Annotated in this window: 20 protein-coding genes; 10 read left to right on the forward strand and 10 right to left on the reverse strand. The window is 56.6% G+C overall.

Annotated features, from left to right (window positions below; all coding sequences use genetic code 11):
• Positions 1-313: 313 nt before the first annotated feature.
• The 5 genes from MMW58_RS24285 to pdhR all read right to left on the reverse strand — a co-directional run bounded on the left by MMW58_RS24285 (position 314) and on the right by pdhR (position 8106).
• Entirely contained in the window at positions 314-598 is a 285-nt protein-coding gene (locus MMW58_RS24285) for a hypothetical protein (RefSeq protein ID WP_159237421.1), read from the reverse strand.
• Positions 599-760: 162 nt separating this feature from the next.
• Positions 761-2185 (reverse strand): dihydrolipoyl dehydrogenase, encoded by a 1425-nt coding sequence (gene lpdA / locus MMW58_RS24290; RefSeq protein ID WP_045859854.1) that lies wholly within the window; start codon positions 2183-2185, stop codon positions 761-763.
• Positions 2186-2510: 325 nt separating this feature from the next.
• Complete coding sequence (aceF, locus tag MMW58_RS24295; RefSeq protein ID WP_241722276.1) at positions 2511-4400, reverse strand: pyruvate dehydrogenase complex dihydrolipoyllysine-residue acetyltransferase; 1890 nt, start codon at positions 4398-4400, stop codon at positions 2511-2513.
• A 14-nt stretch (positions 4401-4414) separates the two neighbouring features.
• On the reverse strand, positions 4415-7078 hold the full coding sequence (aceE, locus tag MMW58_RS24300; protein ID WP_133600641.1) for a pyruvate dehydrogenase (acetyl-transferring), homodimeric type: 2664 nt from the start codon (positions 7076-7078) through the stop codon (positions 4415-4417).
• Positions 7079-7326: 248 nt separating this feature from the next.
• Positions 7327-8106 carry a pyruvate dehydrogenase complex transcriptional repressor PdhR gene (gene pdhR / locus MMW58_RS24305; RefSeq protein ID WP_004857919.1) on the reverse strand — a complete coding sequence of 260 codons (780 nt, stop codon included), beginning with the start codon at positions 8104-8106 and terminating at the stop codon, positions 7327-7329.
• 649 nt (positions 8107-8755) lie between these two features.
• Here pdhR and aroP point away from each other — a divergent pair.
• The 3 genes from aroP to MMW58_RS24320 all read left to right on the forward strand — a co-directional run bounded on the left by aroP (position 8756) and on the right by MMW58_RS24320 (position 12658).
• On the forward strand, positions 8756-10129 hold the full coding sequence (gene aroP / locus MMW58_RS24310) for an aromatic amino acid transporter AroP (protein WP_159237423.1): 1374 nt from the start codon (positions 8756-8758) through the stop codon (positions 10127-10129).
• Between the two features lie 172 nt (positions 10130-10301).
• Entirely contained in the window at positions 10302-11708 is a 1407-nt protein-coding gene (locus tag MMW58_RS24315; RefSeq protein WP_123710096.1) for a glycoside-pentoside-hexuronide (GPH):cation symporter, read from the forward strand.
• Positions 11708-12658 (forward strand): glycoside hydrolase family 43 protein, encoded by a 951-nt coding sequence (locus MMW58_RS24320; protein ID WP_241722277.1) that lies wholly within the window; start codon positions 11708-11710, stop codon positions 12656-12658. The genes MMW58_RS24315 and MMW58_RS24320 overlap by 1 nt, the downstream gene beginning before the upstream one ends.
• Positions 12659-12685: 27 nt before the next feature.
• Here MMW58_RS24320 and ampE read toward each other — a convergent pair whose 3' ends face one another.
• Positions 12686-13540 carry a beta-lactamase regulator AmpE gene (gene ampE, locus MMW58_RS24325; RefSeq protein WP_133600644.1) on the reverse strand — a complete coding sequence of 285 codons (855 nt, stop codon included), beginning with the start codon at positions 13538-13540 and terminating at the stop codon, positions 12686-12688.
• Positions 13537-14100 carry a 1,6-anhydro-N-acetylmuramyl-L-alanine amidase AmpD gene (ampD, locus tag MMW58_RS24330; RefSeq protein WP_133600645.1) on the reverse strand — a complete coding sequence of 188 codons (564 nt, stop codon included), beginning with the start codon at positions 14098-14100 and terminating at the stop codon, positions 13537-13539. Before ampD ends, ampE begins: the two co-directional genes overlap by 4 nt.
• Positions 14101-14393: 293 nt before the next feature.
• Here ampD and nadC point away from each other — a divergent pair, with 293 nt between their 5' ends.
• The 4 genes from nadC (at position 14394) to hofC (ending at position 18496) form a co-directional block, all read left to right on the forward strand.
• Positions 14394-15287, forward strand: a complete 894-nt coding sequence (gene nadC / locus MMW58_RS24335) for a carboxylating nicotinate-nucleotide diphosphorylase (RefSeq protein WP_133600646.1) — start codon at positions 14394-14396, stop codon at positions 15285-15287.
• A gap of 183 nt (positions 15288-15470) precedes the next feature.
• Positions 15471-15902 carry a prepilin peptidase-dependent pilin gene (gene ppdD / locus MMW58_RS24340; protein ID WP_133600647.1) on the forward strand — a complete coding sequence of 144 codons (432 nt, stop codon included), beginning with the start codon at positions 15471-15473 and terminating at the stop codon, positions 15900-15902.
• Positions 15903-15912: 10 nt separating this feature from the next.
• Entirely contained in the window at positions 15913-17301 is a 1389-nt protein-coding gene (gspE, locus tag MMW58_RS24345; protein ID WP_159237426.1) for a type II secretion system protein GspE, read from the forward strand.
• Positions 17291-18496 (forward strand): protein transport protein HofC, encoded by a 1206-nt coding sequence (gene hofC / locus MMW58_RS24350; RefSeq protein ID WP_133600649.1) that lies wholly within the window; start codon positions 17291-17293, stop codon positions 18494-18496. Before gspE ends, hofC begins: the two co-directional genes overlap by 11 nt.
• A 34-nt stretch (positions 18497-18530) precedes the next feature.
• On the opposite strand, the gene MMW58_RS24355 is transcribed toward hofC, so the two are convergent.
• Positions 18531-19574, reverse strand: a complete 1044-nt coding sequence (locus tag MMW58_RS24355) for a GMP reductase (protein WP_133600650.1) — start codon at positions 19572-19574, stop codon at positions 18531-18533.
• Positions 19575-19919: 345 nt separating this feature from the next.
• Between MMW58_RS24355 and coaE the strand changes: the two genes are divergently transcribed.
• The 3 genes from coaE to yacG are packed head-to-tail and all read left to right on the forward strand — an operon-like array spanning position 19920 to position 21487.
• Entirely contained in the window at positions 19920-20540 is a 621-nt protein-coding gene (coaE, locus tag MMW58_RS24360) for a dephospho-CoA kinase (protein ID WP_133600651.1), read from the forward strand.
• Complete coding sequence (gene zapD, locus MMW58_RS24365) at positions 20540-21283, forward strand: cell division protein ZapD (RefSeq protein WP_045859881.1); 744 nt, start codon at positions 20540-20542, stop codon at positions 21281-21283. Before coaE ends, zapD begins: the two co-directional genes overlap by 1 nt.
• Before the next feature lie 9 nt (positions 21284-21292).
• Positions 21293-21487, forward strand: coding sequence for a DNA gyrase inhibitor YacG (gene yacG, locus MMW58_RS24370; RefSeq protein WP_133600652.1), 195 nt, complete (start codon positions 21293-21295; stop codon positions 21485-21487).
• 56 nt (positions 21488-21543) lie between these two features.
• Here yacG and mutT read toward each other — a convergent pair whose 3' ends face one another.
• Positions 21544-21939, reverse strand: coding sequence for an 8-oxo-dGTP diphosphatase MutT (gene mutT / locus MMW58_RS24375; protein ID WP_076946387.1), 396 nt, complete (start codon positions 21937-21939; stop codon positions 21544-21546).
• A gap of 58 nt (positions 21940-21997) precedes the next feature.
• The gene (secA, locus tag MMW58_RS24380) at positions 21998-24703 is read right to left on the reverse strand and encodes a preprotein translocase subunit SecA (protein ID WP_133600653.1); all 2706 of its coding nucleotides are present in this window, start codon (positions 24701-24703) and stop codon (positions 21998-22000) included.
• Positions 24704-24761: the final 58 nt, after the last annotated feature.

Genomic DNA, 24761 nt, shown 5'->3' on the forward strand with positions numbered 1-24761 from the left:
CTCCTGTGAGACAGCAGTTTGTAGGGTAAATGCCCGATACCGCGTCGGCAGCATAGCAGGATTTTGGCGAGGTGTTAATCTGTTTACAAAAAAGCAACATTAAAAATTAGCTGAATCGTTAAGGGCAGGATTTTACAGCCTTTACACCGGTTTCCCGGTATATAAATTTCATGTTGCTGCCGGCGGCTGACCCCTCTTCCGGCAAAATCAGCCGCTTCATCCCGCCTTGCGGCTGGCGCGCCCTTTCAGGAAAAAAGCATAAAATATGCCCGGCGCCTCATCCCGCGCCGGGCGCTGAGAAGCTGAAACGATTTTAGCCCTGATGGGGCATCAGCTGCGGGTAGCCGCTAAATGCCGGCTTCGTGCTGCTCAGTGCGGCTTCATCGCTCTTGATGCTGCCCGAGTTCGCCGCCCAGACGCCTTCACTCGTTTTGCTGATCGCCTGGTGCTGCGTATTCAGGTTCTGCCCCATCGTGGCAATATGCGTATTTTCCGTGCCGCCGCTGTTGTCAGCCCACGGAATGGAAGGATCGGCGGCACAGGCCATAGCGGATGCCAGCGTTGCCGCTAACAACGTCGTTGTTAAAAAGCGTTTCATAACCCACCCCACTAATAATTAACCAGCTATAAGTTTACTTAGTAATTATTGTCAAAGTATCTATAACCTGTAGCAGGTTATTAACGCAGACACAGATCTAAACATCAGGCATAAAAAAAGCGGCTCACAGAGCCGCTTATGCTTTTTGCCGGAAAGAAAAAGTTACTTTTTCTTCGCTTTCGCGTTCGGCAGGTCGGTGATGCTACCTTCGAAGACTTCTGCCGCCAGGCCAACGGACTCGTGCAGAGTCGGGTGCGCGTGGATGGTCAGAGCGATGTCTTCTGCGTCACAACCCATTTCGATAGCCAGACCGATCTCACCCAGCAGCTCGCCGCCGTTGGTGCCGACAATCGCGCCGCCGATAACACGGTGGGTCTCTTTGTCGAAGATCAGTTTGGTCATACCGTCTGCACAATCGGAAGCGATCGCACGGCCGGATGCTGCCCACGGGAAGGTGGCAGTTTCGTAGCTGATGCCTTTCTCTTTCGCTTCTTTCTCGGTCAGACCAACCCAGGCAACTTCCGGTTCGGTATAGGCGATTGACGGGATCACTTTCGGGTCGAAGTAGTGCTTCAGGCCAGAAATAACTTCTGCGGCAACGTGACCTTCGTGAACGCCTTTGTGCGCCAGCATCGGCTGACCCACGATATCGCCGATAGCGAAGATGTGCGGTACGTTGGTACGCAGCTGCTTATCAACGCGGATGAAGCCGCGTTCGTCAACTTCAACGCCGGCTTTGCCCGCATCGAGGTTTTTACCGTTCGGTACGCGGCCGATAGCCACCAGCACGGCGTCGTAACGCTGCGCTTCAGCCGGGGCTTTTTTGCCCTCCATGGAAACGTAGATGCCGTCTTCTTTTGCTTCAACGGCGGTCACTTTAGTTTCCAGCATCAGGTTGAACTTCTTGCTGATGCGTTTAGTGAAGACTTTCACCACGTCTTTATCGGCAGCCGGGATAACCTGGTCGAACATTTCAACCACGTCAATCTCTGAACCCAGCGCATGGTAAACGGTACCCATTTCCAGACCGATGATACCGCCACCCATAACCAGCAGGCGCTTAGGTACGGATTTCAGTTCGAGGGCGTCGGTGGAGTCCCACACGCGCGGATCTTCATGCGGAATGAACGGCAGTTCGATCGGACGGGAACCCGCCGCGATGATCGCGTTGTCGAAGTTGATCACGGTTTTGCCGTTTTCGCCTTCAACTTCCAGGGTGTTAGCCCCGGTAAATTTACCCAGACCGTTTACCACTTTCACTTTACGGCCTTTGGCCATTCCGGCCAGACCGCCGGTCAGCTGAGTGATAACTTTCTCTTTCCAGGTACGAATTTTGTCGATATCGGTTTTCGGCTCACCGAAAACAATACCGTGTTCGGCCAGCGCTTTCGCTTCTTCGATAACTTTAGCAACGTGCAGCAGCGCTTTAGAAGGGATACAGCCGACGTTCAGACAAACACCGCCCAGGGTGCTGTAACGTTCGACGATGACGGTTTCCAGACCTAAGTCAGCGCAACGGAAGGCAGCAGAATAACCTGCGGGACCAGCCCCAAGTACCACGACCTGAGTTTTGATTTCAGTACTCATCATGACCTCTGTAGTTAGTATCCGGCGGTCATACCCGTCGTCTTTCAGGCCGCAACTGCGTTAGCTTCACGCCTTCCCCCCAGCCGCTTACTTGAGTAAGCTCCTGGGGATTCTGGCGCTTGCTGCCTTGCTGCATCCAGAAATCCATAGGGTATGTATATTAATACCCTTATATCCACCGGGACGTTCTATCCGCGTGCATTTTACAAAATTGTTAACAATTTTGAAACAACAAACGGCAAACGATTTTGTCCTTTATTGCCGATAACCCCAAAACGCGCGCGAGGTTACCAGAAAAAAGCCGGCCGTCAGGCCGGCTTTTCGCTTACATCACCAGGCGGCGAATATCGCTCAGGGTGTTGTTGATGATGGTAATAAAGCGAGCACCATCAGCACCGTCGATCACGCGGTGGTCGAAGGACAGAGAGATCGGCATCATCAGACGCGGAACGAACTCTTTACCATTCCATACCGGTTCCATCGCGGATTTGGACACACCGAGGATAGCCACTTCCGGCGCGTTAACAATCGGTGCGAAGTGGGTGGTACCCAGGCCGCCGATGCTGGAGATGGTAAAGCAACCGCCCTGCATTTCGCCAGCGGTCAGCTTACCGTCACGCGCTTTCTTAGAGATCACAGTCAGTTCACGAGACAGCTCGGTAATGCTCTTCTTGTTCACGTCTTTGAAGACCGGAACAACCAGACCATTAGGCGTATCAACCGCAACACCGATGTTGATGTACTTTTTCAGCGTCAGACGCTGCGCATCTTCGGACAGGGAGCTGTTGAAGCGAGGCATCTGCTCAAGCGCAGCGGCAACCGCTTTCATGATGAAGACCACCGGGGTGAATTTCACGTCCAGCTTACGCTTCTCAGCTTCCGCGTTCTGCTGCTTACGGAACGCTTCGAGGTCAGTGATGTCGGTTTTGTCGAAGTGCGTAACGTGCGGGATCATCACCCAGTTACGGCTCAGGTTAGCACCAGAGATTTTCTGGATACGGCCCAGCTCAACTTCTTCAACTTCACCAAACTTGCTGAAGTCCACTTTCGGCCACGGCAGCATGCCCGGGATACCGCCGCCGGTAGCGGCAGCAGGCGCAGACTCAGCGCGCTTAACGGCATCTTTCACGTAGGCCTGGACGTCTTCGCGCAGGATGCGGCCTTTACGACCGGAGCCTTTCACTTTCGCCAGGTTCACGCCAAATTCGCGCGCCAGGCGGCGGATCAGCGGAGTCGCATGGACGTAGGCATCATTCTCAGCGAACTCGGATTTGCCTTCAGCTTTCGCCGCAGGGGCCGCCGCTTTCGCAGCCGGAGCCGGTGCAGCCGCTGCAGGTGCCGGAGCAGCTGCCGCCGGAGCCGCAGCAGGCGCCGCGCCTTCAACTTCGAAGACCATAATCAGCGAGCCGGTGGAGACTTTGTCGCCGGTGCTGATTTTGATCTCTTTCACGGTGCCCGCGAACGGTGCCGGAACTTCCATCGAGGCTTTGTCACCCTCTACGGTGATCAGTGACTGTTCAGCGGCAACTTTGTCGCCCACTTTCACCATCACTTCGGTCACTTCAACTTCGTCACCGCCGATATCCGGTACGTTAACGTCTTTCGCGCCAGCCGGAGCCGCTGCCGCCGGAGCGGCCGCCTGTGCCGGTGCTGCCGCTGCGGCAGGTGCCGCACCCGCCACTTCGAAGACCATGATCAGCGAGCCGGTGGAGACTTTGTCGCCAGCGCTGATTTTAATCTCTTTCACGGTACCCGCGAACGGTGCCGGGACTTCCATTGACGCTTTGTCGCCTTCAACGGTAATCAGAGACTGTTCAGCCGTAACGGTGTCGCCCACTTTAACCATGATCTCGGTGACTTCTACTTCGTCGCCGCCGATATCAGGCACGTGTACGTCTTTCGCCGCGGCCACAGCCGGTGCAGCGGCCGGAGCTGGCGCTGCTGCTTTCTCTTCCTGCGCAGGTGCAGCGGCTGCTGCACCATCGGCGGAATCGAAAATCATGATAAGTTTACCGGTCTCGGTTTTGTCGCCAACGGAGACTTTAATCTCTTTAACGACGCCAGCCTGCGGAGACGGGACTTCCATAGAGGCTTTGTCACCCTCTACGGTGATCAGCGACTGTTCAGCTTCAACTTTGTCGCCAACTTTGACCAGGATTTCGGTGATTTCAACTTCATCTGCCCCGATATCCGGTACGTTGATTTCGATAGCCATTATTCTCTTACCTCTTACGCCAGACGCGGGTTAACTTTATCTGCATCGATGTTAAATTTGGCGATTGCTTCTGCCACAACTTTCTTATCGATTTCACCACGTTTAGCCAGTTCGCCCAGCGCCGCAACAACCACGTAGGAAGCATCTACTTCGAAGTGGTGACGCAGGTTTTCACGGCTGTCAGAGCGACCAAAGCCGTCGGTACCCAGTACGCGGTAATCATCAGCCGGTACATAGGTACGAACCTGCTCGGCGAACAGTTTCATATAGTCAGTAGACGCTACGGCCGGTGCGTCGTTCATCACCTGAGCGATGTACGGTACACGCGGGGTTTCCAGCGGGTGCAGCATGTTCCAACGCTCACAGTCCTGGCCATCGCGCGCCAGCTCGGTGAAGGAAGTTACGCTGTAGACGTCAGAACCTACGCCGTAGTCTTTCGCCAGAATCTCTGCTGCTTCACGCACGTGACGCAGGATAGAACCGGAGCCCAGCAGCTGAACTTTACCTTTGCTACCTTCAAGGGTGTCGAGTTTGTAGATACCTTTACGGATACCTTCCTCAACGCCTTCCGGCATGGCCGGCATGTGGTAGTTTTCGTTCAGCGTGGTGATGTAGTAGTAAACGTTCTCTTGTTTCTCACCGTACATACGCTCCAGGCCATCGTGCATGATGACGGCAACTTCGTACGCGTAAGACGGATCGTAAGAGATACAGTTCGGGATAGTCAGAGACTGAATATGGCTGTGACCATCTTCGTGCTGCAGACCTTCGCCGTTCAGCGTGGTACGACCGGAAGTCCCGCCGACCAGGAAGCCGCGAGCCTGCTGATCGCCAGCCTGCCAGCACAGGTCACCGATACGCTGGAACCCGAACATGGAGTAGTAGATGTAGAACGGGATCATCGGCAGGTTGTTGGTGCTGTAAGAGGTCGCAGCAGCCAGCCAGGATGCGCCGGCACCCAGTTCGTTGATACCTTCCTGCAGGATCTGACCTTTCTCGTCTTCTTTATAGTAAGCAACCTGCTCACGGTCCTGCGGGGTGTACTGCTGACCGTTCGGGCTGTAGATACCAATCTGACGGAACAGGCCTTCCATACCAAAGGTACGCGCTTCATCGGCGATGATCGGCACGAGGCGGTCTTTAATGGACTTGTTCTTCAGCATCACGTTCAGGGCACGAACGAAGGCGATAGTGGTAGAAATCTCTTTGTTCTGCTCTTCCAGCAGCGGACCGAAATCTCCCAGGGTCGGCAGCTCCAGCTTCTCATCGAAGTTAGGCTGACGGGTCGGCAGGTAGCCGTGGAGTTTCTCACGCTGGGCGTGCAGATAGGTATGCTCTTCGGAACCTTCCGGGAAGGTCACGTACGGCAGTTTTTCGATATCAGCATCGGCAACCGGCACGTTGAAACGATCGCGGACGTAGCGTACGCCGTCCATGTTCATTTTCTTCACCTGGTGAGCGATGTTTTTACCTTCAGCGGTATCACCCATGCCGTAACCTTTGATGGTATGGGCCAGGATAACGGTAGCTTTACCGGTGGTTTCCTGCGCTTTTTTCAGTGCAGCGAAGACTTTCTTCGGATCGTGACCACCGCGGTTCAGGGCCCAGATCTGCTCGTCAGTCCAGTCGGCAACCAGCGCTGCGGTTTCCGGATATTTACCGAAGAAGTGCTCGCGAACGTAGGCACCGTCTTTGGATTTGAAGGTCTGGTAGTCGCCATCAACGGTTTCGTTCATCAGCTGAATCAGCTTACCGCTGGTGTCTTTACGCAGCAGCTCATCCCAGCGGCCGCCCCAGATAACCTTGATAACGTTCCAGCCAGCACCGGCAAAGATGCCTTCCAGTTCGTTAATGATTTTGCCGTTACCGGTGACCGGGCCGTCCAGACGCTGCAGGTTGCAGTTGATGACGAAGACCAGGTTATCCAGTTTTTCACGGGTCGCGATGGTGATAGCGCCTTTAGATTCCGGCTCATCCATCTCGCCGTCGCCCAGGAAGGCGTAAACGGTTTGTTTGGAAGTATCTTTCAGGCCACGGTGTTCCAGATATTTCAGGAATTTAGCCTGGTAGATTGCACCGATTGGGCCCAGACCCATGGATACGGTCGGGAACTGCCAGAAGGTCGGCATCAGTTTCGGGTGCGGGTAGGAAGAGAGGCCTTTGCCATGCACTTCCTGACGGAAGTTGTTCATCTGCTCTTCAGTCAGACGACCTTCGAGGAACGCACGTGCGTAGACGCCCGGAGAGATGTGGCCCTGGAAGTAAACCAGGTCGCCGCCATCCTGCTCGTTGCGCGCACGGAAGAAGTGGTTGAAGCACACTTCATAGAAGGTCGCGGAGGACTGGAAGGAAGCCATGTGGCCGCCCAGCTCAAGATCCTTTTTCGATGCGCGCAGAACGGTCATGATGGCGTTCCAGCGAATCGCAGAACGAATGCGACGTTCCAGATCGAGATTCCCCGGGTATTCCGGTTCATCTTCAACGGCAATAGTGTTGACGTAACTGCCAGTAGATGTGCCAGCAGCAACCTTCACCCCGCCTTTGCGGGCTTCAGAAAGGAGTTGGTCAATCAGATACTGAGCGCGCTCAACACCTTCTTCACGGATGACCGATTCGATCGCCTGTAGCCAGTCGCGAGTTTCGATCGGATCCACGTCATTTGGTAAACGTTCTGACATGGGGGGTATTCCTTATCTATCTAATCGTTGATTAATCTGGAACCTGTCCCATTGCACTCTTTGCCCGTCATACTTCGGCTTGTATCATTGTTGGCTTCTCGTCCTCACCCCGGTCACATAGTTAGCTATGCTCCCGGGGATTCCGACGCTTGCCGCCGCGATACAAGCCGAATTATTTAGGGCAACTGAAACTAAAAGCGCAATAAGACAGGTTCTGCGTTTAGTTGCCGCGCTCTAAAAAATGGCGCTTAAGAACCGGAGTTCTCATCTTTCCGTTGCTGTAAACGACGCAGTGAGCGTTCTCGACGACTCTCCTCACGGCTACGATCCAGCAAAATTTCTTCAATGAATGCCAGGTGTCGATGCGACGCTTCACGCGCCTGCTCCGGCTCCCCGGCGATTATCGCCTCGAAAATACGCGTGCGATGATTGCTGACCTGCGGGAGCATTTCCCGACGGGCGTACAACAATTCAAAGTTCTGACGAACGTTTTGCGCCAGCATCGGCTCCATGCAGCGTAGCAGATGCAGCAGCACAACATTATGCGCCGCTTCGGTGACGGCAATTTGATACTGGACGACGGCATCGGATTCGGCGTCAAGATCGCCGGACTGCTGGGCCCGTTCAATGGCCTGATGCAGCTCGCGAATACGTTCGCGGTCAGCATCATTGCTGCGCAGCGCCGCGTAATAAGCCGCGATGCCTTCAAGCGCGTGACGGGTTTCCAGCAGATCGAATTGTGATTCAGGGTGATCGGACAGGAGCTCTACCAGCGGGTCGCTGAAGCTCTGCCACAGGCTGCTTTGTACAAAAGTTCCACCGCCCTGGCGACGAAGCAACAGGCCCTTGGCTTCGAGGCGTTGAATCGCCTCACGCAGCGAGGGACGGGAAACGTCGAACTGTTTAGCCAGTTCGCGTTCAGGCGGGAGTTTTTCACCGGGGCGCAACGTCCCCTCAAGGATTAAAAACTCTAGCTGCTGCTCAATCACATCAGATAGTTTTGGTTGGCGGATTTTGCTGTAGGCCATATTCCCTGTCTCTGCCATTAGCCCGGAGTCAATTGGTCTTACCAATTCGCAGTTCGTAGCGGTAAAGTAACAAAGTATTCACCTTCTGTCCATACAGGTTTTGATTGAAATCAGTAAACCCGGCATATTTTAACAACCTTACAGAAATAACATTTCAGAATTGTAACTTCTCACAAATGATGTCTTTACCCCGTTGGAGGTAGCGTTAACTTTTGTGAAACGTAAAACAGGCTATCTGAACCGATTCAACAGGCCAAAATGCGTCTTTATATTCAGTTTTATTGCGTTGTTAGTCATTAAGGGTTAAAAGCGCCCGTCGCCGACCTATTTACAAATGGTTTCTTTTTGTTCGCTTCGTCATCACCCCTTCATAAAGCAGGTGCATTCGCCCGCACTTATCACTATTCTCCATGATACAAAAGGCCTTTTAGTGATTTTATATTCCGCCTTGCGTAAAGAAATTAATACAGAAACGGAATTTCATAATTACACAACACAATAATGTTGACGCAGAATCATGCATAACAGGGCTGGTCATCAACTCTCAGCAATAGGGATAGCTATGCTATCTGGCAGGGACCGACAATGACAATAAAGCAACAGCCTGAAGGATGAAGCGTAAACGCAAAATAACCACACACGAGGTTTCATGATGGAAGGTCAACAGCAAGGCGATCGGCTAAAGCGCGGCCTGAAAAACCGCCATATACAGCTTATTGCTCTGGGCGGCGCTATCGGTACCGGCCTGTTTCTGGGCAGCGCGTCCGTTATCCAGTCAGCAGGTCCCGGTATTATCCTTGGCTATGCCATCGCCGGTTTTATTGCTTTTCTGATTATGCGCCAGCTCGGTGAGATGGTTGTGGAAGAGCCGGTGGCAGGGTCATTCAGTCATTTCGCCTATAAGTACTGGGGCGGTTTTGCCGGCTTTGCCTCCGGCTGGAACTACTGGGTGCTGTACGTTCTGGTCGCCATGGCGGAACTGACCGCGGTCGGAAAATACGTCCAGTTCTGGTGGCCCGAGATCCCAACCTGGGTTTCTGCAGCTATCTTCTTCGTTGCCATTAACGCCATCAACCTCACCAACGTGAAGGTCTTCGGCGAGATGGAGTTCTGGTTCGCCATTATTAAAGTCGTTGCCGTTGTGGCGATGATTCTGTTCGGCGGCTGGCTGCTGTTCAGCGGCAACGGCGGCCCGCAGGCAACCGTCCGCAACCTGTGGGATCAGGGCGGTTTCCTGCCGCACGGCTTCACCGGGCTGGTGATGATGATGGCCATCATCATGTTCTCGTTTGGCGGCCTGGAGCTGGTAGGGATCACCGCGGCGGAAGCGGATAACCCGGAGCAGAGCATTCCCAAAGCCACCAATCAGGTTATCTACCGTATTCTGATCTTCTACGTGGGCTCGCTGGCGGTACTGCTCTCTCTGCTGCCGTGGACCCGCGTAACCGCAGACACCAGCCCGTTTGTGCTGATCTTCCACGAACTGGGAGATACCTTCGTTGCTAACGCGCTCAACGTGGTGGTACTGACCGCCGCGCTGTCGGTGTATAACAGCTGCGTTTACTGCAACAGCCGGATGCTGTTTGGCCTTGCCCAGCAGGGCAACGCGCCGAAAGCGCTGATGAACGTCGACAAGCGCGGCGTACCGGTGAATACCATCCTGGTTTCCGCCGTGGTGACCGCGCTGTGCGTGCTGATTAACTACCTCGCTCCTGAATCAGCGTTTGGTCTGCTGATGGCGCTGGTTGTCTCTGCCCTGGTGATTAACTGGGCAATGATCAGCCTGGCGCACATCAAGTTCCGTCGCGCAAAACAGCAGCAGGGCGTGGTTTCCCGCTTCCCGGCCCTGTTCTACCCGGTCGGTAACTGGATCTGCCTGCTGTTCATGGTCGCGGTACTGGTCATCATGCTAATCACCCCGGGCATGGCCATTTCCGTCTACCTGATCCCGGTGTGGATTGCCGTTCTCGGCGTCGGCTACCTGCTCAAACAAAGAAACGCCAGCGCCGTAAAAGCACATTAATACATCTCCAAACTCTGTGCCCGCCGCATCGTTGCGGGCACAGAGCACTGTTACCCACCTCACACTTCCCCTGCATCAGTCGTTTTGTCCATATCGTTAACCTGATACTGCAACGCATTTAACAACATATCAGCAAATAATCCTTCCATACCGCAACGGGGAGGATCTCCAGATGGCAGACAATAAGCTTTCAGTTAAAGAAAAGATTGGCTATGGGATGGGCGATGCCGGATGTAACATCATTTTCGGCGCCATCATGCTGTTTGTTAACTATTTTTATACCGATATATTCGGCCTTGCTCCGGCGCTGGTCGGCGTATTGCTGCTCTCGGTGCGCGTTATTGACGCCGTGACCGACCCCATCATGGGGGCGATGGCCGACCGCACCCGCAGCAAATATGGCCGCTTTCGCCCGTGGCTGCTGTGGATAGCCTTCCCCTACGCCCTGTTTAGCGTCCTGATGTTCACCACGCCCGAGTGGACGTATAACAGCAAGGTTATCTATGCCTTCGTCACCTACTTCCTGCTATCGCTGACCTATACCGCCATCAATATTCCCTACTGCTCGCTGGGCAGCGTCATTACTAATGACCCCAGGGAGCGCGTTGCCTGCCAGTCCTACCGCTTTGTGATGGTCGGCATTGCCACGCTGCTGCTGTCGTTAACGCTCCTGCCGATGGCGGACTGGTTCGGCGGCGCCGATAAAGCCAAAGGCTACCAGATGGCGATGACCGTGCTGGCGCTTATCGGCATGTGCATGTTTTTATTCTGTTTCGCCACGGTACGTGAGCGCGTGCGTCCGGCGGTGCAAACCAATGATGAACTAAAGAAGGATTTCAAAGACGTCTGGAAAAATGACCAGTGGGTACGCATTCTGCTGCTGACGCTGTGCAACGTCTGTCCTGGCTTTATCCGTATGGCCGCCACCATGTATTACGTAACCTGGGTGATGCAGCAAAGCACCCACTTCGCGACCCTGTTTATCAGCCTCGGCGTCGTCGGGATGATGATCGGCAGTATGCTGGCCAAGGTGCTGACCGACCGCTGGTGCAAGCTGCAGGTATTTTTCTGGACCAACATCGCGCTGGCTATCTTCTCCTGCGCCTTCTACTTCTTCGACCCGCACGCCACCACGATGATTATGGTGCTCTACTTCCTGCTTAACATCCTCCATCAGATCCCATCGCCGCTGCACTGGTCGCTGATGGCCGACGTTGATGACTACGGCGAGTGGAAAACCGGCAAACGCATCACCGGCATTAGCTTCTCCGGCAACCTCTTCTTCCTGAAGGTTGGGCTGGCGGTAGCCGGGGCGATGGTCGGCTTCCTGCTCTCCTGGTACGGCTATGATTCCGGGGCCAAAGAGCAAAGCGCCTCCGCCGTAAACGGCATTGTCCTGCTGTTCAGCATTATTCCGGGCATCGGCTATCTGCTGACCGCAGGGGTGGTGAGGATGCTAAAAGTGAATCGCGAGTTTATGAGCCAAATCCAGGCCGACCTCGAGAAACGCCGCGTCAACTACGGCGAGCTGAACGAACTTCAGGACCTCAAAACCAGCGAACAGATAAGGAAAGCCTGATGAACAACTGGCCGAATCCGTTTATTGAACAGCGCGCGGACCCGTTTATTCTGCGCCATCGGCAGCACTACTATTTTATAGCTTCGGTCCCGGAGTATGACCGGCTGGAGATCCGCCGCGCCGCAACGCTGGAGGGCCTGCGCGAGGCGCCGCCGGTGGTCGTCTGGCGCAAGCCGGAAAGCGGCCCGATGAGCCAGCTGATTTGGGCGCCGGAACTGCATGAAATTGACGGGAAATGGTACATCTACTTCGCGGCGACCCATACCCACGACCTCGACGCGCTGGGCATGTTCCAGCACCGCATGTTCGTGCTTGAATGCGATGACGGCGATCCGCTGACCGGCAGGTGGAGAGAAAAAGGTCGGGTGAAAACGCCCTTTGACACCTTTGCGCTGGATGCCACCACCTTCCGTCATCAGGGAAAGCAGTGGTATCTCTGGGCGCAAAAGGCCCCGCATATCGACGGCAACTCGAACCTGTATCTGGCAGAGCTGGAAAACCCATGGACGCTGAAAGGCGATCCCGTGATGCTGAGTAAGCCGGAGTTTGGCTGGGAGTGCCGCGGTTTTCTGGTGAACGAGGGCCCGGCGGCGCTGTTTCATGAGGACAAACTGTTCGTGAGCTACTCCGCCAGCGCCACGGATGAGAACTACTGCATGGGGCTGCTGTGGATCGACCGTCAGGCCGACCCGCTGCGGCCGGAGAACTGGCATAAATCGCCGCAGCCGGTGTTTTGCACCAGCGATGAGAACCGTCAATATGGTCCCGGGCACAACGCCTTTACGCAAACGGAGGAAGGGGAAGACGTGCTGGTGTATCACGCGCGAAGCTACACCGAAATTGAAGGCGACCCGCTGTACGACCCTAATCGCCATACGCGGCTGAAGCGGATCGTCTGGCAAAAAAACGGGATGCCTGATTTTGGCATCCCGCCTGCGGATACAGACTAAGCGTCTCGCTCGCCGCCGGGCGGGCGCTTAAATCAGCGTGCCGTAAATCGTTAGCAGGGCCATAATCACCACCACCACCAGCGACGTTTTCTTGGCCATTGAGACGGCGGCCTTTGGCGTCTCGACCTTGTCGACATGCGGCTCGCGGGCGAGCGAGAACTGCGCCAGGCGCGTTAGCACCTGGTACTGCGACGAATGGCGATCGCCCAGCGAGGCGAACCAGGCGGGTAGCGCCTTCTCCCCGTGACCAACCAGCGCGTAAACCACGCCAACCAGCCGCACCGGCACCCAGTCCACGACGTGCAAAATGCCGTCAATTCCTGACTGTAAACGGTGGTGCGGCGTTTGATAGCGGGCCAGCCACGACTGCCATGCGCGCAGAACGCTGTAGCCAATCAGCGTGATCGGGCCCCACGGCCCGCCGACCACAAACCAGAACAGCGGCGCAAGGTAGTAGCGGTAGTTGATCCACAGCAGCGCATTCTGCAGTTCGCTGAGGTATTCGCGATTGTCGCAGCCCGGCGGGACGCCGTGGATAAGCGTCAGCTCGCTGGCCATCGCGTCGCAGGCATGCTTATCGTTGCGGGAAGCGGCCTTCAGGTAGGCGTGATAGTGCAGACGGACTTTGCCAGCGCCAATGCACAGCAGGCCAAGCAGGATCCAGAACACCAGCAGCGGGACGTTAAACAGCACGCCCTGCAGCAGGCGCTGAATAATGTATACCGCGACCATCGCCACCGCCGCCATCAGCAGCGTGCCGAAAAGCGAGAAGTGCTTCACGCGACGGAACAGGACCTCGAGGCGATGATCGAGCTGCCAGTGCTCGCCCAGCTTAAACAGGCGTTCGGCGATGAGAACCAGCAGCGTAGAAAACAACGTCATGGCATCTCCTTATCTGACGAAGCGGTCAGCAGACCGCGAAATTTTGCCCAGTCAAACGCCGGGCCGGGATCCGTTTTACGCACCGGCGCGATATCGCTATGGCCGGTCATGTTTTCAGCAATGGCCGGATACAGCGCGGTCAGCTGCCGCGTAACCGCGGCCAGCTGCTGATACTGCGCGTCGGTATAAGCCAGCGTATCCGTTCCTTCCAGCTCAATACCAATAGAGAAGTCGTTGCAGCGCTCGCGCCCCTGATAGCAGGAGACGCCGGCATGCCACGCGCGCTTATCGAAAGGCACATACTGCACGATTTCACCATCGCGGCGAATCAGACAATGCGCCGAAACCCGCAGCTGAGCGATCCCGGCAAAATAGGGATGCGCGGTGGGATCGAGCGTGCCGCTGAACAGAGCGTCAATCCACGGACCGCCAAATTCACCCGGCGGCAGGCTAATATTATGCACCACCAGCAGAGAGGGGGTTTCATCATCCGGGCGGCAATCATGGTGCGGCGAAGGAACCCGACGCGCGCCCACCAGCCATCCTCCGTTCAACTGCATTGCGGAGTCTCCTTTCACTAACGCATGCTCCCGGGCCGCCCATGGCCAGGGATGCCGATTATCATACACAAATTCGTTCGGGGCCGATCGCCGCTGCCGGCGGGCAGAAAATGCGCCATCCGCCAATTCGACCTGCCCGCCCTTTAGCAAAGGAGCGGTGCCGCGCCTCAACCTCTACAGCGCAGGCACGCCAACGCTGCAATAGCCTGAAGGATGAAGAGTATATGGTGTAGAAACGCCGTTCAGGTTAGCATGTTTCCCACTTCTGAATCTTATCTATCTGGAGCTTTATCATGTCGCCTCGTCGCTACAACCCCGACCGCCGCCGTGACGCGCTGCTGGAACGTATTAACCTCGATATTACCGATGCCGTAGCCCAGTCCCTGCGCGAAGATTTAGGCGGCGAAGTTGACGCTAACAACGATATTAGCGCGCAATTATTGCCGGAAAGCGCACGCTCGCACGCGGTGGTCATTACGCGCGAAGACGGCGTGTTTTGCGGCAAGCGCTGGGTGGAAGAGGTCTTTATTCAGCTGGCCGGCGATGACGTCAGCGTCACCTGGCTGGTTGACGATGGCGACGCGGTCAAGGCGGATCAGCCGCTGTTTGAGCTGCAGGGCCCTTCCCGCCTTCTTCTGACCGGCGAGCGCACCGCGCTGAACTTCGTGCAGACCCTATCCGGGGTCGCCAGCGAGGTGCGCCGCTACGTGGATCTGCTGGCGGGCACCAAAACCCAGCTGCTCGATACCCGTAAAACCCTGCCCGGCCTGCGCACCGCGCTGAAATATGCCGTCCTGTGCGGGGGCGGCGCAAACCACCGCCTGGGGCTGTTCGATGCCTTCCTGATCAAAGAGAACCACATTATTGCCTCCGGCTCCGTGCGCCAGGCCGTCGAGAAGGCCTTCTGGCTGCATCCGGACGTGCCGGTAGAAGTTGAGGTTGAATCCCTTGATGAGCTGGATGAAGCCCTGAAGGCCGGGGCCGATATCATCATGCTCGATAACTTCACCCCCGACCTGATGCGCGAAGCGGTGAAGCGCACCAGCGGCCAGGCCGCGCTGGAAGTCTCCGGCAACGTCACCTTCGAGACGATCCGTGAGTTTGCCGAAACCGGCGTCGATTACATCTCCGTTGGCGCCCTGACCAAACACGTCCGCGCGCTCGACCTGTCGATGCGTTTCCGCTAACGCTCCGCCCCGGCACGGCTCGCCTGCCGGGGCGCACGCTTTGCGAGGGCGATCTCAGCGCTTTGCCCTCACCCTGTAATAAGTAGAGAAAGCCCGGGAAGCCGCTTCCTGAGCGCTCATTTACCGCTCGTCATCCTCCCCGCAGACCGCCACAGTGCTCCCGACGCTAATAAGGAGCAAACGATGGACAAACAACGCGGCTTTACCCTTATCGAACTCATGGTGGTGATTGGCATTATCGCCATTCTCAGCGCCATCGGTATTCCCGCCTACCAGAACTATCTGCGCAAGGCGGCGCTCACCGACATGCTGCAAACCTTTATTCCCTACCGCACGGCGGTGGAGCTCTGCGCCCTTGAGCACGGCGGCCTCGCAAGCTGCGACGGCGGCAGCAACGGCATTCCCGCGCCCGCCACCACGCGCTACGTTTCCGCCCTGACCGTGGCGCAAGGCGTCGTCACGCTCAGCGGGCAGGAGAGCCTCAACGGGCTACGCGTCACCATGACGCCGGGCTGGGATAGCGCAAATGGCATTACCGGCTGGCAAAGAGAGTGCGACATCGCCAGCGGCAGCGCCCTCAAGCAGGCGTGTGAAGACGTCTTCCGCTTTAACTGAGGCCATCGCGATGAAAGCCGAAAAATTGACCGCCCTCTGCCAGCGCTACCATGCCCTGGTGCTTAACAGCGATGAGCAAACCCTCTCCATCGCGGTCGTAGACTCTCCGCCGCCTGAGCTGATGGAGGCGCTGCGCTTTGCCACGCAAAAGCGGATCGATATCGAGTGCTGGAGCCAGGAAAAAATGAATCAGCGCCAGCAGTCGTCCGCACAGCCCGGGCCATCTGCCGCCAGCGGCGAAGCACCGACCGGCGTCATCGACCAGGTTAAGCAAATTCTGGAGCAGGCGCTGCGCCAGCGCGCATCTGATATCCACGTCGAGCCTGGTGAAAGTAGCCTGCGCATACGCCTGCGGGTCGACGGGGTGCTCCATCCGCTCGCGCCGCTCGCCGCCGAACTGGCGCTGCCGATAACGGCGCGGCTTAAGGTGCTCGGGAACCTTGATATTGCCGAACACCGCCTGCCGCAGGACGGTCAGTTTACTCAGACGCTCTCGGGACAATCGGTCTCATTTCGCATCGCCACCCTGCCCTGTCGCTACGGTGAGAAAATCGTTCTGCGCCTGCTGCATCAGGTGGAGCAGGCGCTGGACCTCGAGGCGCTCGGCCTCTCACCAGAGCAGCTTGCCGCCTTTGTCTCGGCGCTCAATCAGCCCCAGGGGCTGCTGCTGGTCACCGGCCCAACCGGCAGCGGTAAGACCATCACGCTCTACAGCGCGCTGCAGAAGCGAAACCGCGATGAGGTTAATATTTGCAGCGTAGAGGATCCGCTGGAAATCCCCATCGCTGGCATGAATCAAACGCAGATCAACCCGCGATCCGGACTAACCTTTAACAGCGTTCTGCGCGCGCTGCTGCGTCAGGATCCGGACGTTGTTATGGTTGGCGAAATCCGCGATGCGGAGACCGCAGAAATTGCGATCAAAGCGGCGCAAACCGGACACCTCGTGCTCTCAACGCTGCACACCAACTCGACCAGCGAAACGCTGATTCGCCTGCAGCAGATGGGGATTGCCTGCTGGATGCTCTCATCCGCGCTATCGCTGGTCATTGCCCAGCGCCTGGTGCGCAGGCTCTGCCCGCACTGCCGCCGGAAGGCTGATGGCGGCATTGACGTGCCGCACAGCCTGTGGCCGCGTCGGCTGCCCCGCTGGCAGGCGACGGGCTGTCGGCACTGCTATCACGGCTACTATGGGCGCCTGGCGCTATTTGAGGTGCTCCCGATAGGCACCGCGCTGCAGCAGGCTATTTCCCGGGGGCTGAGCGCGGTGGAAATTGAGGCCCTGGCGCGTGAGGCCGGAATGACGACGCTGTTTGAAAGCGGCTGCCTGGCCATTGAGCAGGGGCTGACCTGCTTTGAAGAGGTGGTCCGCGTGCTGGGGCTCCCCCATGGCGACTGAACGCCTTTGGCGCTGGCGCGGGCTTGATGCTAAAGGATCGCTGTGCCACGGCTCGCTGTGGAAAAGCTCCCGCCAGGAGGCGATGCAGGCGCTGCAGCATGAACGGATTATCCCCCTCGCGCTCCGCCGCTGCGCGGTACGCAGCGCGCTTTGGCATCCGCGCTACAGCGGTCAGGTTATCCACCAGCTGGCAACCCTCCTGCAGGCGGGACTGCCGCTCGCCGAGGGGCTGGAGCTGCTGGCGCAGCAGCAGACGGGCGCCCAGTGGCAGGCGCTGCTGCGAACGCTGGCTCAGGATCTCGCGCAGGGCATCGCGCTTTCCAGCGCGCTGGAAAGATGGCCGCAGGCGTTTCCTCCGCTCTATCTGGCGATGATCCGTACCGGGGAACTTACCGGTAAGCTGGATCTTTGCTGCTTTCATCTGGCTCGTCAGCAGCAGGAACAGCTGCAGCTGAGCGAAAAGGTCAAAAAGGCGCTGCGCTATCCGCTGATCGTTCTGCTGCTGGCGCTGCTGGTGGTAATGGGTATGCTCACTTTTGTCCTGCCGGAGTTTGCCGCTATCTACCAGACGTTCAACACGCCGCTCCCTCTGCTGACCAAAGTGGTGATAAGCGCCGGAGAAGGCCTCAGCGGCAGTTGGCCGCTGCTGCTGCTGATGGCGATACTGCCGTTTCTCCTCAACCGGCTGGCCCATCGTCGCCGCTCATGGCTACTCCGACGACAAAGGCTGCTTCACGCTTTGCCGGTAGTCGGAAAGCTAATAGGCGGACAGCGGCTCAGCCAGATATTTACCGTTTTAACCCTCACGCAGAGCGCCGGCATCAGCTTTATGCAGGGCCTGGAAAGCGTCGAAGAGACGCTAAGCTGCCCGCTTTGGCGCCAGAGGATCCATCAAGTTAATACGCAGATTGCCCGCGGGACTGCCATCTGGCAGGCGCTGGCGAACTGTGAGGGATTTACCCCGCTATGCCTGCAGCTCATCCGCACCGGGGAGGCTTCAGGGTCGCTGGATATCATGCTGGAGAACCTTGCCCGCCATCATAGCGAACGCACGCACCGCCAGGCAGAGGGCCTGGCCACGCTGCTGGAACCGATGCTGCTGCTGATAACCGGCGCCGTCGTTGGCATCCTGGTGGTGGCGATGTATTTGCCCATTTTTCATCTGGGCGACGCCATTAGCGGAATGGGGGGATAGCGGCTGGCGCAGGAGGTGCGCCAGCAAAACGGCATTACAGGCTGTTGAACACGCGGTTCTCTTGTTCCTGTACGCGAATAAAGGTCGTGCGTTTGGTCAGCTCTTTTAGACGAGATGCGCCGACATAGGTGCAGGCAGAGCGCAGGCCGCCGAGAATATCGCGGGCGGTGTTCTCAACCGGGCCGCGCAGGGGCAGCTTAACGGTTTTACCTTCCGCCGCGCGGTACTGAGCAACGCCGCCAACGTGACGGGTCATCGCGGATTCGGAGCTCATGCCGTAGAACAGCATAAACTTCTCGCCGTTTTCTTCAACAACGGTGCCGCCGCTCTCTTCGTGACCTGCCAGCATACCGCCCAGCATGACGAAATCAGCGCCGCCGCCGAAGGCTTTGGCGACGTCACCCGGCGTAGTGCACCCGCCGTCGCTGACAATCTGACCGCCCAGGCCGTGGGCCGCATCGGCGCATTCGATAACCGCAGAGAGCTGCGGGTAGCCAACGCCGGTTTTCACGCGGGTAGTACAAACCGAACCCGGACCGATGCCGACCTTCACGATATCCGCACCGGACAGAATCAGCTCTTCGCACATTTCGCCGGTCACGACATTACCCGCGCAGATCGTTTTCAGCGGCCAGGCTTCGCGCGCCTTCGCCACGAACTGCACAAAATGCTCGGAATAACCGTTTGCCACATCAATACAAACGAAGCCGAGCTGCGGGTTCTGCGTCAGGATCTGTTTGGTTTTTTCGAAATCAACATCCGACGTGCCGGTAGAAACCATGACGTACTTCAGCACATCGGCGGGCGTGGTCTGCACAAAGCTGCGCCACTCTTCTACGGTGTAGTGCTTATGGACGGCAGTCAGGATCCCGAATGAGGCCAGCGCTTTTGCCATGCCAAAGGTACCGACGGTATCCATATTCGCGGCGATGATCGGCACGCCAGACCAGGAGAGACCAGAATGTTTAAAAGTGAATTCACGTTCCAGTTCAACATCAGAACGACTTTTGAGGGTAGAGCGCTTGGGGCGGATAAGAACGTCTTTAAAACCAAGCTTCAGATCTTCTTCAATACGCATGTGCGAATTCCTGGGGTTAATTGCATTATTGTGAGAGCACAACTCCAGTGACGTTATCATACGCACGAATCATGACCGCGCAAGACTGCGATTTTCACTTTTTTTACGCTACAATCGTATAAATTTACCTGGTGAATTGAGAAATGCGCGATCGCGACAATCAACGGCCAGAGCGTTATTTTTAACCATTTGATTTATATGTACAAAGCAATCCAGTATTCGTCGTAAAAGTCTCTTCCGGCTCGAAGCAGCCTGACGGGACACCCACCGCAGAGTCACGGCTCGTGAAGCGCGGGCGCTGCTGAAAAGTCAATGTGTGTATGGTCAGTTTCAGGAACGGGGTATATGAGGTATACGGTAGCGTTAACGGGCGGCATCGGTAGCGGTAAAAGCACCGTAGCCGATGCATTCTCTCACCTCGGTGTTAACGTTATTGACGCCGACGTTATCGCCCGCCAGGTGGTCGAGCCTGGAACCTCTGCGCTACTGGCGATTGCCGCTCGTTTCGGCCAACAGATGATTAACGATGACGGCACGCTGAACCGCCGCAGCCTGCGGGAACGCATCTTCGCTCACGCTGAAGATAAAACCTGGCTTAACGCGCTGCTGCATCCGCTCATTCAGCAGGAAACCCGCCGTCAAATTCAGGCGGCGTCCTCTCCCTATGTTCTCTGGGTCGTTCCCCTGTTGGTCGAAAACAATCTCGTCGCCAACGCCGACCGCGTGCTGGTCGTCGATGTTGCAAAAGAGACGCAAATAGCGCGAACCATACTGCGCGATCGGGTTAGCCGTGAGCACGCAGAACGCATTCTCGCCGCCCAGGCCACGCGTGAACAACGCCTCGCCGCTGCGGATGATGTCATTGAAAATATGGGCCCTCCAGATGCCATCGCATCGGATGTCGCCCGCCTGCACGAAAAGTATCTAATGCTGGCATCGCAGGCCGCCTCACAGGAAAAATCGTAATGCATACCCCCGTTCTATTTGAACATCCCCTCAATGAGAAAATGCGCACCTGGCTGCGTATTGAATTTTTGATTCAACAGCTCTCCGTGCACCCGACGATCGCCACCTACTCGGATGCGCTCCACTTCTTCCGTAATACGGGCGATCTGCTGGACGTTCTCGAACGCGGCGAGGTGCGGACGGATCTTCTCAAAGAGCTCGAGCGGCAGCAGCGTAAACTGCAGTCCTGGGCAGAAGTACCGGGCGTCGACCGCGGGCGTATTGACGAATTGCGCCAACAGCTGAAGCACGCCGGCAGCGCGCTGATGTCCGCTCCGCGCATCGGTCAGTTCCTGCGAGAGGATCGTTTAATTGCGCTGGTTCGCCAGCGTCTGAGCATTCCCGGCGGCTGCTGCAGTTTCGATCTGCCCACGCTGCATATCTGGCTGCATATGCCTCAGGAGTATCGCGACGAGCAGGTTGATAGATGGTTAGCGAGCCTGCAGCCGCTCACCCAGGCGCTGGTGCTGATCCTCGATTTGATCCGCAACTCTGCGCCCTTTCGCAAGCAGACCAGCCTCAACGGTTTTTATCAGGATAACGGCGATGATGCCGATCTGCTGCGCTTACGCCTCGATCTTGCCAGCCAGCTGTATCCGCAAATTTCTGGCCATAAAAGCCGCTTTGCCATTCGCTTTCTCCCGTTGGACAGCGAGCTCGGTATCGTCCCCGAGCGCTTTGATTTTGAACTGGCCTGTTGTTAAGGAGGAAAGATGTCAAAAGAGACAACCGTTAACTGCCCGACCTGCGGTAAAAATGTGGTCTGGAATGAGCGCAGCCCGTTTCGGCCATTTTGCTCAAAACGCTGTCAGCTCATTGACTTAGGTGAATGGGCGGCGGAAGAAAAACGCATTCCTAGCGCGGGCGACCTGTCCGATACCGATGACTGGAGCGAACAGCAGCAGTAGCGCCGCGGCGGCAGAAAATCCCGGAGATGACCTTGCGTCCTGTCCGGGTGATTTTCTCAGCGGGCGGCGTGCACTAATTTGCTGATAATTGGTTCGTTGGCCGGCGGAAACTCCTCGGCCAGCAGCGCCCGCTGGGCAATCCAGCGCCCCGGCTGCCCCTCTTTACCCCAGGGTTCGCCCTCCCAGTCGTCCACCAGCCAGAACCACAGCGTGATGTGCCGGTCGGGGAACTGATACTCCAGCTTATCAAACAGGCTGGACGCGCGTACGGTAATGCCGACCTCTTCCTGCAGCTCGCGCACCAGCGCCTGCTCGGCCGACTCTCCCGCTTCAATTTTGCCACCGGGAAACTCGAGCTTATTTGCCATATGCGCATCGGCGGCACGCTGGGTAATAAAGATTTCACCCTGCGGGTTACGGATGATTCCAACGGAGATTTGCAGTATTTTCATTGCGTTAATTCCATAAAAAAGGCGCAGATATCTGCGCCTTTATTTTTATTCTCTGAGCTTAGCTCAGACGACCATGGCACTGCTTATATTTTTTACCGGAACCACACGGGCAAGGATCGTTCCGGCCGACCTTACGCTCGCCGGTTTCCTCAGCCAATGCGGCCGCCGCCAGGGTATCGTCATCCTGATGGCTCAGCTGCTGCATCTGCGCCAGGCGCTCCGCCTCTTCGCGACGCTGCTGCTCCATCGCTTCAACTTCTTCCGGCATCCGCACCTGTACCTTGCTCAGGGTGCTGATCACTTCATACTTCAGGGATTCAAGCATCGCCGCAAACATCGAGAACGATTCACGCTTGTATTCCTGCTTCGGATCTTTCTGCGCGTAACCGCGCAGATGGATACCCTGACGCAGGTAGTCCATCGCCGCCAGATGCTCTTTCCACAGTGAGTCCAGAGTCTGCAGCATCACGCCTTTTTCGAAATGACGCATCATTTCGGTACCCACGACTTCTTCTTTACGCTGATAGGTTTCTACCGCGCTCTGCAGAATACGCTCACGCAGGGTTTCTTCATGCAGCTCAGGCTCTTTGTCCAACCACTCTTTGAGCGGCAGCTCGAGATCGAAGTCGTTTTTCAGACGTTCCTGCAGGCCTTCGACATCCCACATTTCCTCCAGGGACTGCGGCGGAATGTGCGCATCGATAGTCGTTTTGAAAACGTCTTCGCGAATGCTGTTGATGGTTTCGCTAACATCAGAGACGTCCAGCAGTTCGTTACGCTGGCTGTAGATGGCACGACGCTGGTCGTTAGCCACGTCATCATATTCCAGCAGCTGCTTACGAATATCAAAGTTGCGGCTTTCAACCTTACGCTGCGCGTTGGCGATCGCTTTGGTGACCCACGGGTGTTCAATCGCTTCGCCCGGCTTCATCCCCAGCTTACGCATCATGCCCGACACGCGGTCAGAGGCAAAGATGCGCATCAGGGCATCTTCCATCGACAGATAGAAACGAGAAGAACCGGCATCACCCTGACGACCTGAACGGCCGCGCAGCTGGTTATCGATGCGGCGAGATTCATGACGCTCGGTACCGATAATGTGTAAACCACCGGAGGCCAGCACCGCTTCGTGACGCACCTGCCAGTCGGCTTTGATCTGCGCGATCTGCTCTGGAGTCGGATCTTCCAGCGCGGCGACTTCCGCCTGCCAGCTGCCGCCCAGCACGATATCCGTACCACGACCGGCCATGTTGGTGGCGATGGTCACCGCGGCCGGGTAGCCGGCCTGAGCCACGATATCCGCTTCGCTGGCGTGGAACTTGGCGTTCAGGACATTGTGTTTGATGCCCGCTTTGGTCAGCTCCTGCGAAACCACTTCCGATTTTTCGATAGAAATCGTACCCACCAGAACCGGCTGGCCGGCGGCAGTACGCTCTCTGATATCTTCGATGATCGCCTGAATTTTTTCTGCTTCGGTCATATAGACCAGATCCGCCATATCCTTACGGATCATCGGACGGTTGGTCGGTACCACGACGGTATCCAGCTTATAGATAGAGCTGAATTCGAAAGCTTCGGTATCCGCAGTACCGGTCATCCCCGCCAGCTTCTCGTACAGACGGAAGTAGTTCTGGAAGGTGATGGACGCCAGCGTCTGGTTCTCGTTCTGGATATCAACGCCTTCTTTGGCTTCGACGGCCTGGTGCAGACCGTCTGACCAACGACGACCCTGCATGGTACGACCGGTGTGCTCATCGACGATAATGACTTCGCCATCTTTTACGATGTAGTCAACGTCGCGGGTAAACAGCACGTGCGCGCGCAGCGCCGCGGTCACGTGGTGCATCAGCATAATGTTAGTCGGTGAATACAGGGATTCACCTTCATCCATAATGCCTTCGTTGACCAGCAGTTCTTCAATCAGCACCAGCCCGCGTTCGGTCAGGTTCACCTGACGCGCCTTCTCGTCTACCGAGAAGTGGCCTTCACCGGTAAAGGTGTCGGAGTCCTCTTTATCCTGGCGCACCAGGTGAGGGATGATCTTATTCACTTTCTTGTACATTTCCGAACTGTCTTCAGCCGGACCGGAAATGATCAGCGGCGTACGCGCTTCATCGATAAGAATGGAGTCAACCTCATCCACCAGCGCATAGTGCAGCTTACGCTGTACGCGCTCTTCCGGGCTGAACGCCATGTTATCGCGCAGATAGTCGAAGCCGTATTCGTTGTTGGTGCCGTAAGTGATATCGGCGGCGTAAGCTTCACGCTTGGCCGGAGCTGGCAGGCCCGACATGTTGATACCGACGGTCATACCGAGGAACTCAAACAGCGGACGGTTGTTTTCAGCATCACGCTGCGCCAGGTAGTCGTTGACGGTCACGACGTGCACGCCTTTACCTGACAGCGCGTTCAGATAGGCCGGGAGGGTAGCGGTCAGCGTTTTACCTTCACCGGTACGCATTTCCGCGATGCAGCGCTCGTTGAGCACCATGCCGCCAAGCAGCTGTACGTCAAAGTGACGCATACCGAATACGCGCTTACTGGCTTCACGTACCACGGCAAAGGCTTCCGGGATCAGACTTTCTACGCTTTCGCCTTTTGCCAGACGCGCGCGGAACTCTTCTGTTTTAGCCTTCAGCTCATCATCAGAGAGCTTCTCCATGGCAGGTTCCATGGAGTTAATCAGCGTCACGGCTTTGCGCATACGGCGCAGTGTACGATCGTTACGGCTACCGAAAACTTTAGTTAATAATTTGATTAGCATAATAAAATCTCAAACGCCCCGCGATGCGGAGTCACAAAAAATAGAATGATCCGTTTTT

The sequence above is a fragment of the Klebsiella sp. HC6 genome (genome assembly GCF_022605325.1).
GTDB lineage: Bacteria > Pseudomonadota > Gammaproteobacteria > Enterobacterales > Enterobacteriaceae > Klebsiella > Klebsiella terrigena.

Excerpts from the sequence above, each read along its gene's own strand:
- MMW58_RS24285 (WP_159237421.1), bottom strand. The coding sequence starts at position 598 with ATGAAACGCTTTTTAACAACGACGTTGTTAGCGGCAACGCTGGCATCC.
- lpdA (WP_045859854.1), bottom strand. The coding sequence starts at position 2,185 with ATGAGTACTGAAATCAAAACTCAGGTCGTGGTACTTGGGGCTGGTCCC.
- aceF (WP_241722276.1), bottom strand. The coding sequence starts at position 4,400 with ATGGCTATCGAAATCAACGTACCGGATATCGGGGCAGATGAAGTTGAA.
- aceE (WP_133600641.1), bottom strand. The coding sequence starts at position 7,078 with ATGTCAGAACGTTTACCAAATGACGTGGATCCGATCGAAACTCGCGAC.
- pdhR (WP_004857919.1), bottom strand. The coding sequence starts at position 8,106 with ATGGCCTACAGCAAAATCCGCCAACCAAAACTATCTGATGTGATTGAG.
- aroP (WP_159237423.1), top strand. The coding sequence starts at position 8,756 with ATGATGGAAGGTCAACAGCAAGGCGATCGGCTAAAGCGCGGCCTGAAA.
- MMW58_RS24315 (WP_123710096.1), top strand. The coding sequence starts at position 10,302 with ATGGCAGACAATAAGCTTTCAGTTAAAGAAAAGATTGGCTATGGGATG.
- MMW58_RS24320 (WP_241722277.1), top strand. The coding sequence starts at position 11,708 with ATGAACAACTGGCCGAATCCGTTTATTGAACAGCGCGCGGACCCGTTT.
- ampE (WP_133600644.1), bottom strand. The coding sequence starts at position 13,540 with ATGACGTTGTTTTCTACGCTGCTGGTTCTCATCGCCGAACGCCTGTTT.
- ampD (WP_133600645.1), bottom strand. The coding sequence starts at position 14,100 with ATGCAGTTGAACGGAGGATGGCTGGTGGGCGCGCGTCGGGTTCCTTCG.
- nadC (WP_133600646.1), top strand. The coding sequence starts at position 14,394 with ATGTCGCCTCGTCGCTACAACCCCGACCGCCGCCGTGACGCGCTGCTG.
- ppdD (WP_133600647.1), top strand. The coding sequence starts at position 15,471 with ATGGACAAACAACGCGGCTTTACCCTTATCGAACTCATGGTGGTGATT.
- gspE (WP_159237426.1), top strand. The coding sequence starts at position 15,913 with ATGAAAGCCGAAAAATTGACCGCCCTCTGCCAGCGCTACCATGCCCTG.
- hofC (WP_133600649.1), top strand. The coding sequence starts at position 17,291 with ATGGCGACTGAACGCCTTTGGCGCTGGCGCGGGCTTGATGCTAAAGGA.
- MMW58_RS24355 (WP_133600650.1), bottom strand. The coding sequence starts at position 19,574 with ATGCGTATTGAAGAAGATCTGAAGCTTGGTTTTAAAGACGTTCTTATC.
- coaE (WP_133600651.1), top strand. The coding sequence starts at position 19,920 with ATGAGGTATACGGTAGCGTTAACGGGCGGCATCGGTAGCGGTAAAAGC.
- zapD (WP_045859881.1), top strand. The coding sequence starts at position 20,540 with ATGCATACCCCCGTTCTATTTGAACATCCCCTCAATGAGAAAATGCGC.
- yacG (WP_133600652.1), top strand. The coding sequence starts at position 21,293 with ATGTCAAAAGAGACAACCGTTAACTGCCCGACCTGCGGTAAAAATGTG.
- mutT (WP_076946387.1), bottom strand. The coding sequence starts at position 21,939 with ATGAAAATACTGCAAATCTCCGTTGGAATCATCCGTAACCCGCAGGGT.
- secA (WP_133600653.1), bottom strand. The coding sequence starts at position 24,703 with ATGCTAATCAAATTATTAACTAAAGTTTTCGGTAGCCGTAACGATCGT.